Source organism: Neptunomonas sp. (genome assembly GCF_016744175.1).
Classification (GTDB): Bacteria; Pseudomonadota; Gammaproteobacteria; order Pseudomonadales; family Balneatricaceae; genus Neptunomonas.
Genome location: NZ_JADGEV010000016.1, coordinates 23,932 through 37,642, shown reverse-complemented (window position 1 = coordinate 37,642; position 13,711 = coordinate 23,932). Strand labels below are relative to the sequence as shown.

Annotated in this window: 18 protein-coding genes; 7 read left to right on the top strand and 11 right to left on the bottom strand. The window is 42.3% G+C overall.

Annotation, left to right across the window (positions count from 1 at the left end):
* The 11 genes from mgtE to QZZ55_RS09350 form a co-directional block, all read right to left on the bottom strand.
* A complete protein-coding gene (mgtE, locus tag QZZ55_RS09400; RefSeq protein ID WP_293267069.1) occupies positions 1 to 1,353 on the bottom strand; it encodes a magnesium transporter in 1,353 nt (450 codons plus the stop codon).
* A gap of 101 nt (positions 1,354 to 1,454) precedes the next feature.
* Positions 1,455 to 1,724: an HPr family phosphocarrier protein gene (locus QZZ55_RS09395; RefSeq protein WP_293267068.1), complete on the bottom strand. Its 270-nt coding sequence runs from the start codon at positions 1,722 to 1,724 to the stop codon at positions 1,455 to 1,457.
* A gap of 36 nt (positions 1,725 to 1,760) precedes the next feature.
* Positions 1,761 to 2,618: an RNase adapter RapZ gene (gene rapZ / locus QZZ55_RS09390; RefSeq protein ID WP_293267067.1), complete on the bottom strand. Its 858-nt coding sequence runs from the start codon at positions 2,616 to 2,618 to the stop codon at positions 1,761 to 1,763.
* A gap of 14 nt (positions 2,619 to 2,632) precedes the next feature.
* Positions 2,633 to 3,091, bottom strand: coding sequence for a PTS IIA-like nitrogen regulatory protein PtsN (gene ptsN, locus QZZ55_RS09385; protein WP_293267066.1), 459 nt, complete (start codon positions 3,089 to 3,091; stop codon positions 2,633 to 2,635).
* A 19-nt stretch (positions 3,092 to 3,110) separates the two neighbouring features.
* On the bottom strand, positions 3,111 to 3,401 hold the full coding sequence (gene hpf, locus QZZ55_RS09380; RefSeq protein WP_293267065.1) for a ribosome hibernation promoting factor: 291 nt from the start codon (positions 3,399 to 3,401) through the stop codon (positions 3,111 to 3,113).
* Between the two features lie 42 nt (positions 3,402 to 3,443).
* Positions 3,444 to 4,940: an RNA polymerase factor sigma-54 gene (locus QZZ55_RS09375; RefSeq protein WP_293267064.1), complete on the bottom strand. Its 1,497-nt coding sequence runs from the start codon at positions 4,938 to 4,940 to the stop codon at positions 3,444 to 3,446.
* 54 nt (positions 4,941 to 4,994) lie between these two features.
* Positions 4,995 to 5,723, bottom strand: coding sequence for an LPS export ABC transporter ATP-binding protein (gene lptB / locus QZZ55_RS09370; RefSeq protein ID WP_293267063.1), 729 nt, complete (start codon positions 5,721 to 5,723; stop codon positions 4,995 to 4,997).
* A gap of 5 nt (positions 5,724 to 5,728) precedes the next feature.
* On the bottom strand, positions 5,729 to 6,232 hold the full coding sequence (gene lptA / locus QZZ55_RS09365) for a lipopolysaccharide transport periplasmic protein LptA (protein ID WP_293267062.1): 504 nt from the start codon (positions 6,230 to 6,232) through the stop codon (positions 5,729 to 5,731).
* On the bottom strand, positions 6,222 to 6,791 hold the full coding sequence (gene lptC / locus QZZ55_RS09360) for an LPS export ABC transporter periplasmic protein LptC (protein WP_293267061.1): 570 nt from the start codon (positions 6,789 to 6,791) through the stop codon (positions 6,222 to 6,224). Before lptC ends, lptA begins: the two co-directional genes overlap by 11 nt.
* Positions 6,792 to 6,909: 118 nt before the next feature.
* Positions 6,910 to 7,896: a KpsF/GutQ family sugar-phosphate isomerase gene (locus QZZ55_RS09355; RefSeq protein WP_293267060.1), complete on the bottom strand. Its 987-nt coding sequence runs from the start codon at positions 7,894 to 7,896 to the stop codon at positions 6,910 to 6,912.
* 16 nt (positions 7,897 to 7,912) lie between these two features.
* Positions 7,913 to 8,869 (bottom strand): calcium/sodium antiporter, encoded by a 957-nt coding sequence (locus tag QZZ55_RS09350; RefSeq protein WP_293267059.1) that lies wholly within the window; start codon positions 8,867 to 8,869, stop codon positions 7,913 to 7,915.
* A gap of 181 nt (positions 8,870 to 9,050) precedes the next feature.
* Here QZZ55_RS09350 and QZZ55_RS09345 point away from each other — a divergent pair, with 181 nt between their 5' ends.
* From QZZ55_RS09345 to murA, 7 genes are all read left to right on the top strand, one after another.
* A complete protein-coding gene (locus tag QZZ55_RS09345; RefSeq protein WP_293267058.1) occupies positions 9,051 to 9,872 on the top strand; it encodes an ATP-binding cassette domain-containing protein in 822 nt (273 codons plus the stop codon).
* The gene (gene mlaE, locus QZZ55_RS09340) at positions 9,872 to 10,654 is read left to right on the top strand and encodes a lipid asymmetry maintenance ABC transporter permease subunit MlaE (protein ID WP_293267057.1); all 783 of its coding nucleotides are present in this window, start codon (positions 9,872 to 9,874) and stop codon (positions 10,652 to 10,654) included. Before QZZ55_RS09345 ends, mlaE begins: the two co-directional genes overlap by 1 nt.
* 3 nt (positions 10,655 to 10,657) lie before the next feature.
* Positions 10,658 to 11,116, top strand: coding sequence for an outer membrane lipid asymmetry maintenance protein MlaD (gene mlaD, locus QZZ55_RS09335; RefSeq protein WP_293267056.1), 459 nt, complete (start codon positions 10,658 to 10,660; stop codon positions 11,114 to 11,116).
* Positions 11,117 to 11,130: 14 nt separating this feature from the next.
* Positions 11,131 to 11,760 (top strand): phospholipid-binding protein MlaC, encoded by a 630-nt coding sequence (locus QZZ55_RS09330; RefSeq protein WP_293267055.1) that lies wholly within the window; start codon positions 11,131 to 11,133, stop codon positions 11,758 to 11,760.
* Between the two features lie 6 nt (positions 11,761 to 11,766).
* Positions 11,767 to 12,096, top strand: coding sequence for an STAS domain-containing protein (locus QZZ55_RS09325; RefSeq protein ID WP_293267120.1), 330 nt, complete (start codon positions 11,767 to 11,769; stop codon positions 12,094 to 12,096).
* A gap of 84 nt (positions 12,097 to 12,180) precedes the next feature.
* A complete protein-coding gene (locus QZZ55_RS09320) occupies positions 12,181 to 12,423 on the top strand; it encodes a BolA/IbaG family iron-sulfur metabolism protein (protein WP_293267054.1) in 243 nt (80 codons plus the stop codon).
* A 21-nt stretch (positions 12,424 to 12,444) separates the two neighbouring features.
* A complete protein-coding gene (gene murA / locus QZZ55_RS09315; RefSeq protein WP_293267053.1) occupies positions 12,445 to 13,707 on the top strand; it encodes a UDP-N-acetylglucosamine 1-carboxyvinyltransferase in 1,263 nt (420 codons plus the stop codon).
* Positions 13,708 to 13,711 lie beyond the last annotated feature (4 nt).

Sequence of the window (13,711 nt, the reverse complement as noted above, 5' to 3'; positions counted from 1 at the left end):
TTATCCGTAGAAGTAGGTAGCCAAGCCGAGAAATGCGAAAAAACCCACAACGTCTGTTATGGTGGTTAAAAGCACGCTTCCGGCTAAGGCGGGGTCAATACCCCAAGATTTGAGTGCTAGTGGGAGTACTGTACCCGCCAATGCCCCAGCAATTAAGTTGATGATGATCGCTAAACCAATAACTAATCCGATGGTAGTGTCTTCAAACCAGTAAATAGAAACAGCAGATACAACTAATGCCCAAAGTATACCGTTTAAGCCGCCTACAAGTAATTCGCGGTTTAATAACCAACCAGCGTTAGAGCGCTCAACATGTCCTAACGCTTGGCCGCGAATCATAAGAGTTAATGTTTGGCTGCCTGCTATTCCCCCCATGGAGGCCACGATGGGCATCAGGACGGCTAGCGCAACTACTTTGTTAATGGTTTCTTGAAAGACGCCTATAACAGCTGAAGCGGTGAGTGCAGTAATCAGGTTAATTCCTAGCCAAACTGCGCGACGGCGGGTCGTTTTCATTAAGGGGGCAAAGGTGTCTTCATCATCGTCAAGACCGGCCATGCTCATCATTGAGTGGTCGGCATCTTCACGGATAACGTCAACAACATCATCGATGGTAATACGACCTAAAAGCTTCCCTTTGGTGTCAACAACTGGTGCAGATACTAGATCATGCTTAGCAAACAACGAGGCCACTTCGTCATCCGGCATTTCTGCAGGAATGGGCTCAATGTCAGTATTCATTATTTCACGAACAGTAATATTTGGATCAGATACAAGTAATTTTGTCAGCGGTAAAATACCAATGTAAGACTCTTTTCTACGGCTAACTACAAATAAACTGTCAGTCATTTCTGGTATTTCATTGTGTCGTCTAATGTAACGTAAGACGGTTTCGACTGTGATATCTGGCCGAATGGTCACCGTATCAGTGTTCATCAACCCACCAGCAGTATCTTCTGGGTAGGCGAGTACCACCTCTAGACGTTCGCGGTTCTGCTGATCCATGATCTTCAGCAGTTCCCTCGTTACTCTTTCGGGAAGTTGCTGTAAAACATCTGCTACATCATCTGTATCTAGCGTTTCAGTAATTGCTAAAACACGGTCTGTATCCATGCGGCTTAAGATGTCAGATTGAATATCATCAGCAAGATATTGGAGTATTTTACCTTCGTTGTCTGGATGGATTAGGTTCCATAAGATCTCACGCTCTTTCGGTGGGGACTGCTCTAATAAATGAGCAGCTTCTGCCGGGCGTAACGAATTATTTAGCGTGAATCGCACCTGTTGAAAGGCGCCGCTATCAAGTGCTCGATTGAGTTTGTCGAGTGCTGTGGTTTCGTCATTAATAGCCATGATACCCTTAATTGCGAAAACGCACGGTACAAAATTATATGTTGTAATAGTATAGCGGATAGATGTGCTGTGTTCAGTACTGGGTGTTAGCTAATACTGGATTACTCATCTTCGTCGAAGCGATTGTTAATGAGGCTTTCAATTGCTGATATAGCATCTTGCTGATCATTGCCTGTAGCGATAACAGTTAGCTCTGTGCCTTTACTAGCGGCTAGCATCATTACCGACATAATGCTTTTTCCATCAACTTCTCGCCCTTCTTTTATTAAGCGAATTTCGGAAGAAAAACGTGAGGTAGTGTTAATTAATTTTGCGGCAGCACGAGCATGTAAGCCTAGCTTATTAATAATAGTTATTTTTAGTTCGAGCATGGCACTTCGTTTCCTCTGTGGAATGGTATAGAGCGTTTAGTGCAGCTCACGATGCCTAATATTTACATTATCCATAAGAGATTTAAAATGACCAGCCAATTTCTCAGTGACATAAACAGAACGATGCTGACCTCCAGTGCAACCAATTCCTACTGTGACATAACTTCGATTGTTTTGCATGAAGTGTGGCAACCACTTGTCTAGGTATAATTGAACATCCTGTATCATCTCGGCAACAACATTCTCTTGGCTTAGAAAATCTATCACAGGTTGGTCTAACCCCGTATGTTTTCTGAGTTCAGCAACCCAGTAGGGGTTGGGTAAAATGCGCATGTCAAAGACAACATCTACATCCATAGGAACGCCATGCTTGAAGCCAAATGATTCAAACTGTAGAGAGAGGGATTGTTCTTTGCGTTCGGCAACGCGTAGTTTTATGGTGTCACGTAACTCATAAATAGATAATAATGTCGTATCAATGCGTAAGTCGGCAAGGTCGGCGATTGGTTCTAATAAAGTACGCTCGTAATCAATAGAGTCAGGTAGGTTGCTGACTAGCTCTGCCATTGGATGGCGCCGCCTAGTAGAGCTGTATCTTTTTAAGAGCGTGTCATGGGATGCATCGACGTAAAGCAGCTCAACTGTGATCCTAGGATGCTTTTTGAAGTCCCTCCAGATGCTAGGTAGCTTTTCCAGGTTACTTGATAAATTACGTGCATCAATACAAACAGCAATACGGCCGAGCTGAGCATCATCCTCTAACATGTGATCAATTAAATTTGGCAACAATTTTGCAGGAAGGTTATCAATGCAATAAAAGCCAACATCTTCGAGGGCTTGTAGAGCCGTGCTTTTTCCGGAGCCTGAGCGCCCGCTGATGATGACTAATTTCATAGATCCAACTTTATTTAGGTCCGGAACAATTGAGTAGCAACTTCTAATAGTTGCTCTTTTGAATGCGTGTTTCTTAATTTATCTCGAAATTCTGATTGGCTGAAGACTTCTGCAAGTTTTCCTAATGTGCTTAGGTGTTCATCACAGGCTTCCTCAGGGACCAATAAGAAAAAAAGTAGATCCACTGGTTGGCTATCTATCGAATCAAAATCTATAGGTTCGGCTAAATATGCAAGAACCCCGATGGCTGTTTGGACGTTGGCCAGGCGGCAGTGTGGGATTGCCACACCTTCGCCTATACCAGTACTGCCCAATCGCTCCCTACTAATGAGGCCACTGAATACGGCTTCTGCAGAGAGCTCATCATTTGACTCAGCAATAATTTTGCTAACAAATTCGATGATACGTTTTTTGCTGCCTCCTTCAATGTTTTGAAGAACTCGCTCTGGTGATAATAGTGACAGAATGGGCATGTGATTTCAGTTTTAAAAGTTACTTATGGCTTTTGGTTTTTTCTTTGTGTTTGATGATTTGACGATCTAGCTTGTCAATTAATCCATCAATAGCAGCATACATATCATCTTGCTCGCTTGTTGCAAAGAGCTCCCCACCCGCGATGTGCATATCCGCTTCAGCTTTCTGGCGTTGCTTATCAATACTGAGTGTTACTTGCACATTGGTGATGTTATCAAAATGTCGCTCAAGCTTCTCAAATTTTGTGTGAACGTACTCAGAAAGCGGTTCAGATAATTCTACATGATGACCTGTAATGTTTATTTGCATAGGTATCTCCTTTTAAATGGCATATGTTGCCACAACTTAATATTAAACCAGACACTTCCTTTCATTAGAAGGAGCAATGTTCATTGCTTCTCGGTATTTTGCAACGGTCCTTCTTGCAACTTGAATACCTTCTTGATCTAGTAATTGAGCAATTTTGTTATCACTGAGTGGTTTTACCGGATTTTCAGCAGAAATCATTTTCTTGATAACAGCCCGAATGGCTGTAGATGAAGCGGCCCCACCATCATTAGTATTCACATGACTAGAGAAAAAATATTTTAATTCAAATATACCGCGGGGAGTATGCATATATTTCTGTGTGGTTACACGAGAAATGGTAGATTCATGCATTTCCACTGCTTCAGCAATATCATGCAATACCATTGGTTTCATCGCTTCTTCGCCGTGTTCTAGGAATTCAGATTGGCGATCAATGATTTCGCTTGATACCTTAAGCAGTGTTTCGTTGCGGCTCAGCAGGCTTTTGATAAACCAGCGGGCTTCTTGTAAATGATTTTTGAGGTAAGTGTTATCAGCACTGCTATCAGCCCTCCTAATTAAGTCCGCATAGCTAGTGTTTATTCTTAAGTTAGGAGATGCTTCCTGGTTAAGACGAACGGTCCAAACTCCTTGGAACTTTTCTACATATACATCGGGAATTACATACTCGGCTTTAGCGCTCGAAATATGGGATCCAGGGTAAGGATTAAGTGACTGAATTAAAGTAATAATAGCTTGAAGTTGAGGTTCTTTTAACCTGAGCTTACGTAATAGTTGCTTGTAATCACGGGAGCCTAACAAGTGAATATATTGATTGCATAACGCTATAGCTTGTTGAAGCAGTGGCGTATCAGAGGGGAGTTGGCGCAGTTGAATGCTTAAGCATTCCCCTAGGTCCCGAGAGGCAACCCCTGGAGGGTCAAACTGTTGTAGCCTGTGCAGCACAGCGTCTATTTCATCTAGCTCAGCTTCTTCAAAAAGTGTAGGTTCACTTTCTTTGAAGTGCTCCAGAATCTCTTCCGTCGTTGTGCGTAAATATCCCTCGTTATCAATACCATCGATAATTGCTTCGGCGATTAAGCGATCTGCAGGCCCCATCGGTGTAAGGTTTAGCTGCCAATTTAAATGATCTTGAAGTGTTTCTTCAGCAGAGTCATTGGATTCAAAAAATGAATCATCATCTCGTTGGCTCGTGCTAGTCCCTGATTGGTAAGTGTCTTCCCAAGAAGAGTCGGTACTCAGTTCTGCAGGTATGCTTTCATTCCACTGATCTTCTGCTGGTGTGTCTGCATTGTCTTCTTTGGACGCGGTAGATTGTGCGAGTTGATTATCTTCGCTTGGTGTGGTGATTTCTTGCTGTACCGCCGGTGTGTGCTCATCTGAATCATCACTGGTTTCAAGCATTGGGTTGCTGTCCAGTGCTTCCTGTATCTCATGTTGGAGGTCGAGTGTAGACAGCTGCAATAAACGAATTGCCTGTTGCAGTTGCGGGGTCATTGTCAGGTGCTGACCCATTTTGAGTTGCAATGATTGCTTCATATAACTACAAGGTTGCTCCGTTAAGGCCGTTCATGTTTCTTAGGGTATACAAAGTTAAAGTGTAAAAGTGTGCCCTAAGTATGCTGCTTTTACTTGTTCATTGGACAAAATCTCGTCCGGTGTACCCTGAGCTAGAATAACACCTTCACTTACAATATAGGCCTTTTCACAAATATCGAGGGTTTCTCTTACATTGTGGTCAGTTATTAAAATCCCAATGCCTTTGGATTGTAGGTGTTTTATTGTCTGCTTTATATCATTTACTGATATGGGGTCTACACCGGCAAAGGGTTCATCAAGTAAGATGAAGTTTGGTTCAGAAGCTAATGCACGTGCTATTTCTACACGCCGGCGCTCACCACCAGAAAGGCTCATGCCTAAGCTATCGCGCAGATGAGTGATATGGAATTCATCCAGCAGTGCTTCAAGTTTTTCGGTGCGCTGCTTGTTCGACAGTTCCTTGCGCATCTCCAATATGCCGAGTAAGTTGTCTTGTACGGTTAGCTTGCGAAATATTGATGCTTCTTGGGGAAGGTAGCCTATCCCTTTACGGGCACGCTCATGCATAGGTAGTTGCGTAATGTCATCACTTTGTATTCGAATGGCTCCTTTATCAGAACTGATGAGCCCAACGATCATATAAAAGCATGTAGTTTTACCTGCCCCATTAGGCCCTAGTAGGCCTACAATCTCCCCACTGTTAACTTCTAATGAAACGTCACGGACAACGTGACGTTTTTTGTATGATTTCGCAAGATGTAAAGCCTGAAGAAGAGTGCTCATTGGTTTTATTTGGCCTTAGGCTGAATAGTCATTTGGACACGTTGCCCAGTTGAACCAGCTCCGCTATATGCATTTACAATGGCTTTATCCATTTGATAAACGATACGCTCGCTACTGAAGGTATCACGACCTTGTTCGACTCGAGCTTCACCTGTAATAGTGACAGTCTGGTCGGAGATTTTGTATTCGAGCCTCTTTCCAAAAGCGTTGGTCATTACTTGGTTTTCAGAGGGCTGCTGGCTAAAGTTTGCAGGCCCTCCGGTTGCGATAATATGGCTCACATCGTCGTTTTTTCGGTAAAGGTTGACATTAGCTGCGCGGATTTTCATGCTGCCCTGAGTCATTAAGACATTACCTTTATAAGTCGTTGTACCCGTGTTGTCATCAATACGAGCACTATCAGCACTTATATGAATAGGTTGCTTACGGTCGGTTGGTAATGCAAAGCTTAGCGTGCTGAAAAAAAGGTTGATAATAAAGAGTGATAATAGTGACCTGTTATTTAGCATGGAATGTGCCTTTGACATCTGAAAGTAACTCAGATGTGTTTGTTTTATAATTAATAGTCATGCCTATCGCTGTTGTTATGTGTGACTGATTTGTAATTTCAACAGGCGCCTTAGTTTCAGCAATTTCCTTAGTATAATAAAGACTTAATTCTGATGTTTTAAGAGTGCTGGGTTCTTTATTTTGCTGATTGTGTGTGACGATGACTTGTTCACTAAGGTCAAAGCGGTCGGTATTGTCATACACTATTCCTGATATACTTTGAGTGCTGAGCCGAATAGTATTTTGTTCTATCAGGTTAATGCGCGGCTGTTTTAGCATGGCTTGATTTTTATGTGGAAAGTGGTTGAGCTCCTCTGAGTTAAGGGTAAGCTCTAGCCCGCCATGAGCATTAAACTGTTTGGTCGATACTGTTTTCATAAAGTAATCGACACCACTAATGATGTGAGGTTCAGAGGCATCGTTTTTGCTTGAATCAGAGTTAATGATCCAATATAAAAATAATGGAATTAGTAGCAGAATCGCCAGAGATATCCTGGTTTTGCTGCGCGTTAAAAACATATTTATAAAAACCTCTGGTAAGTAGGCAGACATTTTTCTTGGGCATCGAGTATGGCTTCACAAAAAGCACGAATTTTTTTCACCTTTTCTTTTAGCCGTGGAGTGTCTATTTTTCGCATTAAATCACTCCCGCTTTAAGCATGTCGTGCATATTTAACGCGCCTGTTGGCCTGTTTTGGCTATCGCATACAATTAATGCATTTATTTTCTTATCTTGCATGATCTTTAAGGCTTCAGCCGCTAGCAAGTCCCCAGATATAGTCGTGCAATGGGGGGTCATTACAGTTTCTATTGGTGTTTTTTTAAGATTCAGTTCTTGGTCTAAGGTACGTCGTAAATCACCGTCCGTGAATATGCCAATGAGTGCACCGGATTGATTAACAACCGTTGTCATTCCTAAACGTTTTTCAGTAACTTCAATCAGCGTTGTATTAATAGGGGTGCCTTGCTCCACGATAGGTATATCGTCGCCAGAATGCATAATGTCTTTTACTTTCAATAACAGTTTTCGGCCAAGACTTCCGCCTGGATGAGAAAATGCAAAATCCTCTGCACTAAACCCTTTCGCCTCTAGTAATGCTATAGCTAAGGCATCTCCCAGCACTAATTGAGTGGTTGTGCTTGAGGTTGGGGCGAGTCCTAGGGGGCAGGCCTCTTTCTCAACGCCTATGTGTAGATTCGCATTGGCCGCTTGAGATAAAGTAGATAATGGGTGAGCAGTAATACTAATCAGAGGTGCGCCCATGCGCTTTATCAGGGGTAAAATGGTAACAATTTCAGAGGTCTCTCCAGAATTAGATAGCGCTAATACCACATCTTTTGATGTGAACATACCCATGTCTCCATGGCTGGCTTCACCTGGGTGTACATAAAAGGCAGGCGTTCCTGTACTGGCTAGGGTGGCAGCAATTTTACTGCCTATATGGCCAGATTTTCCCATGCCCGTAATGATTATGCGTCCAGTGCATTCCATCATTAGGTGGCAGGCTCTTTCAAAGCTGTCGTCTAGATAGCTTAGAAGGTCACTTACGGCTTCCGCTTCTAGTTTTATAGTGCGGACGGCTGATTCAATAAAAAATTTTGTATTGTCGTTAGTTTTATTCATTGCGTTCGGCTTCTTGTCAGGTTGACATAGTGTATAACACAAACATATATGCCGCATATGCTGCTGTTAGGAGGCTGCCTTCTACTCTGTTTATTTTTGCAGGTCTTTGTAAAAGACAAAAAATTAAAAGAGCAACTGTCAGAGACAGCATTACCATGTAATCGCGGTTGAAAGCGATTGCATCAAGTGTGACTGGGCTTACAAAGCCTGGAATAGCCATTACAGCGGCAAGATTAAAAATATTTGATCCGACTATATTCCCTAAAGCAATATCGTGATGCTTTTTCAGGGCACTGGCAATAGATGCGGCAAGTTCCGGTAGGCTGGTTCCGATAGCAATAATTGTTAATCCAATAACAAGCTCAGAAATCCCAATGTGTGTTGCTATTTCTACGGCTCCCCAGACAAGCATCCGTGAGCTTCCAACAAGTAAGCTTAAACCAAGTACAAGCCAAAATAGTGCTTTGCCAGTACTCATTTCAGGTATTTCTTCAGCTTCATCTGAAATGTGATCTTCAGGAGTGTTGCTTTGTTGGAATTTAGCAAAGAGTATTAAGCATGCAATGAGTGATGCTACTAATAAAATACCGTCTATTAATGTTATGTTTAAATTGTAAAGTACTGCACCGGCTAGGAGTGTGATGCAAAGCAGAAGTGGCATTTCTTTACGTAAAACTGCAGATTTTACTGGCAGTGGAGCAATAATAGCCGTAATGCCTAAGACTAGACCTATATTGGCAATGTTGGAGCCTAGTGCATTCCCTACCGCTAGACTACCTGCGTCATTAATTGAGGCCATTAATGATACTAATATTTCAGGGGCTGATGTGCCGAATGATACGATCGTCAAACCGATTAGCATAGGCGACATTCCCGAGTTTTTTGCGGTTGCAGCCGCACCTATCACAAAACGGTCAGCGCTCCAGACCAATATGATGAGTCCAGCGAGAATAGATAGAATCGGAAATAGCATAGGGTTTATTGTGCCCGACTGTTAAAACGGCTTATTAAATCAGAACCAAAAAATGGTGCAAGTTAAAAGGAAGATCTGTTCATGTTTTGTGCAGGCAGTGGTATAGTGCGCCGCTGTATTTCTATATGGATTAATGGGTCACTAACCCTCCTCTAAATAGTAGGGAACAAGGCTATAGAATATGTCGGTGAATAACAGTCCAGAATCAATTATTGATATCAGCGCTTTGAGCTTTAGTCGAGGCACTCGTCAAATTTTCCGTCATGTGGATATGAAAATTCCTCGTGGGAAAATAACCGCCATTATGGGGCCGTCAGGGACAGGTAAGACGACGCTGCTCAAGTTGATCGGTGGTCAGTTGCGTCCAGATGGTGGCCATATAGAAATTGATGGGTTAGATGTCCACGGTATTTCACGCCAACAACTATTTACTTTGCGTGAACGTATGGGAATGTTATTTCAAAGTGGTGCACTTTTCACTGATATGAGTGTCTATGAAAATGTGGCTTTTCCTATAAAGGTCCATACAAAGCTGCCTGATGACATGGTGCGCGATATTGTTTTATTGAAATTGCAGGCTGTTGGGTTACGCGGAGCTAGAGATCTAATGCCCAGTGAACTATCTGGAGGGATGGCAAGGAGAGTCGCTTTAGCTAGAGCTATCGCATTAGATCCTGACATTGTTATGTATGATGAACCTTTTACAGGTCAAGACCCTATAGCTAAAGGGGTGCTTGTTAAGCTAATTCGTCAGATAAACGAAGCACTGGGTCATACTAGCATAATTGTTTCGCATGATATTCAAGAGACAATGAGTATTGCTGACAATATATTTCTGTTGTCGGATGGTGAGGTGATTGCATCTGGTTCACCACAGGAATTGCTGAGCAATCAGACAGAACAGGTTAAACAGTTTATGCAAGGCTTGCCGGATGGGCCTGTGCCATTTCATTTTTCCGACGATGATGTATTAGAAGACCTATATTTTACAGAGGAGCGGTAATGCTTAATCAGTTTGCTCTATTAGGTCGTTCGGTACTTGATCGTTTGGCAGGTATTGGGCGTTCAGGAGGCGTGGTGTGGCAGTCATTAGTGGCAAAGCCAGCCCCTTTTGTTATGTTTCCTTTGCTGCTGAAACAAATTTATTTTATAGGTGTGTTATCTCTCGTTATTATTATAGTGTCGGGTCTTTTTATTGGCATGGTGCTGGGTTTGCAAGGGTACACGATTCTGGTTGATTATGGGTCTGAGCAAGCGGTTGGCCAGATGGTTGCGCTGAGTCTGGTAAGAGAATTGGCACCTGTCGTTACTGCTTTATTATTTGCTGGGCGTGCTGGTTCAGCATTAACAGCCGAGATTGGTTTGATGAAGGCGACAGAGCAGTTGTCGAGCCTAGAAATGATTGGTGTCGATCCTCTACGTCGTATCGTAGCTCCTAGGTTGTGGGCTGGGTTTATATCTATGCCTATACTTGCAATTATTTTTGCGATGGTTGGAATTTGGGGCGGTGCTTTAGTCAGTGTTGAGTGGCTTGGGATCTTTGAGGGGTCGTTCTGGTCGAATATGCAAAATTCTGTAAGTTTTACAGGTGATGTTTTAAATGGGGTGATCAAGGCTGTTGTATTTGGGATCGTAGTAACGTGGATAGCTGTTTTTCAGGGTTATGATTGCGTGCCGACTTCTGAAGGTATTAGCCAAGCAACGACACGTACAGTTGTTTATTCGTCTTTAGCTGTTTTAGCACTGGACTTTATTTTAACCGCATTGATGTTTGGAGATTTATAAGAAATGCGTACACGATGGATAGAAATCATGGTCGGCTTCTTTATGGTGCTCGGTATTTTGGCATTATTAGGTTTGGCTTTGAACGTGAGTGGTCTAAAGCTATCTGATAGACATGGTGATTATACTGTGCATGCCCGATTTGAGAATATTGGTGGTTTGACATCTCGTGCGAAGGTGACGCTTTCTGGTGTTCAGATTGGGCAGGTTAAAAGTATTAAGATAGATACTCAGCGGCTGGTTGCGCTAGTATCTCTAGATATTTATTCTGAAATTGATTATTTATCAATTGATAGTTCAGCCAAAATTCTAACAGCTGGATTGTTAGGAGAGCAGTACATAGGTATCTCTGTCGGTTTTGAAGATGACAATCTGAAAGATGGAGATTATATCGATGACACTCAATCAGCATTAGTGCTTGAAGACCTGATTGGGAAGTTTCTTTTTAATAAAGTAAGTAACTAAAAGAGGTTATCTTAATGAAACGCTTTTTTGTAACCTTTTTGCTTGGAATGAGTTTGGCTATGCAGCCAGTTATTGCTCAGGCCACCTGGCAGGAGGCAAGTGTTAAAGTTCGCCAAACAATAGAAGACATGATTGTTGTCATCGATGAGCATCGTTTGGAACGACCCGTTGATATTGAATCAGTAACACACGATATTGAAACGATAGTTGATAGGGATGTGGATTTTGAATACATATCTAAGTGGGTGATGGGTAAGTATTATCGTCAAGCTAACCATGCTCAGCGTGAAAAGTTTGCAGTTGTTTTTAAGCAGACCTTAATAAAAACCTATGCAAAGTCACTGCTTGAATTTGATGTTGAAGAGTATGATTTAATTGCTACTAACAGCGTTAGTCCTGTCGATAGTAAGCAAATAGTATCTGTTAACGTTACCTCTAAAGCAGGCGTTGGCTACACCTTAGTGAATTATATGGTCAAAGCGGATGGGCAATGGAAATTGGTCAACGTTATGCTTAACGGTATTAATTTAAGGATTACTTTCCAGAATCAATTTGCAGAAATGATGCAACGCTCTCGTTATGATGTAGGTCGTGTTGTAAATTCTTGGGAAGCTCAAATTGATGATAAGCCGAAAAAGAGCTGATTTGTGATGGATCAAAAGGAAATCTCGCCATTGAGCATCACATCAAACCAAGAACAAAGTAGAATCGAACTGACTGGCGATTTGATTTTTCCTTATATCGATGGTGTTCGTAAAGCGGTCGAGACAGCAATCTCTGCTTCAGTTGGAGATTGCATACTAGATTTTTCGAATGTTCAAAAGGTAGATAGTTCATCATTATCACTGTGTTTATGTTTTTTGCGGCTTGCAAAAAAGCAACAAAAACAAGTGACGTTTGTGAATTTGCCTAAGGATATGATATCGATCGCAGATCTTGTCGATTTGAAAGTGATTGCGCACTCTTCTATGAAGAGTTAATCAGGTATTAACTTCGCCTTTTAAGTGTTAATTCGTTATCATTGCGCACCTCAATTGTAAACGTAACTTTCCCCGGAGCGCCTCATGAACGCTGAAGATGTAAAACAAATTATTGAATCGCAGCTGCAAGGCTCGCAGGTGATTACTGGAGGAGAAGGCTGTTCCTTCGAAGTTACCGTCATCAATGAAAAATTTGCTGGTTTAATGCCAGTTAAAAAACAACAGTTGGTATATCAGTGTCTTAATGAGCATATAGCCAATGGCACAATTCATGCTCTCACTATTAAAACTTACACTCCTGAGCAGTGGACTGCGCTGCAGAGCTAACCAACGGTTGGAATTTTTTGAATGGATAAACTCATTATTGAAGGTGGTGCGTGTCTGAACGGTGAAGTCCGTATTTCAGGTGCTAAAAACTCCGCATTGCCTATTCTTGCAGCAACACTGTTAGCAGATGAACCAGTTACAATCTGCAACTTACCCCACCTACATGATATTACGACGATGCTGGAGTTGATTCGTCGTACGGGCGTCGAACTTACCATCGATGAAAAGCTGAGTGTAGAGGTTGATACCAGTACGATAAAAAATTTCCATGCTCCCTATGAATTGGTAAAAACCATGCGAGCATCAATTTTGGTTTTAGGGCCATTACTTGCTCATTATGGAGAAGCTGAAGTATCTCTTCCTGGCGGTTGTGCAATTGGTAGCCGACCAGTAGATCTTCATATTCGTGGCTTAGAAGCCATGGGCGCAGAAATTACTGTTGATGCAGGTTATATTCATGCCCGAAGTAATGGGCGTTTGAAGGGCGCTAAAATATTTTTTGATATTGTTACTGTCACCGGTACCGAAAATATCTTGATGGCAGCAGCGCTAGCTGAAGGTCAAAGTATTATTGAAAATGCTGCTCGTGAACCAGAAATTGTAGATTTGGCAAATTGCCTTATCGCGATGGGAGCCGATATAAAAGGTGCGGGTACTGACACAATTACAGTAAATGGAGTTGAGTCTCTTAAAGGTTGTCGCTACTCCGTTATGCCAGACCGTATTGAAACGGGTACTTATTTAGTGGCTGCAGCGGCTACACGTGGTTATGTGAAAACTAAAAACACGCGTGCTGATATTTTAGATTCGGTGCTGTTAAAGCTCACGGAAGCGGGTGCGAAAATTGAAACAGGTGATGATTGGATCTCTCTTGATATGGAAGGTCGTCGCCCTAAATCTGTCAATATTACAACCGCTCCTTACCCTGCGTTCCCTACTGACATGCAGGCACAGTTTGCAGCATTAAATGCAGTAGCTGAAGGTGTTGGGCATATTAAAGAAACGATTTTTGAAAATCGTTTTATGCATATGCAAGAGATGATTCGGCTAGGTGCCAATATCCTTATTGATGGTAACTCCGCCACTATTGAAGGAGGGGAGCACCTTAAGGGGGCGCCAGTAATGGCAACAGATTTAAGAGCCTCTGCTAGCTTGGTTATTGCTGGCTTAGTGGCAAGTGGAGAAACCACAATTGATCGTATTTACCATATCGATCGTGGTTATGAGTGTATTGAAGAAAAACTGCAGATGATGGGTGCGAAGATTCGCCGCATCCCGGGTTAAGTGA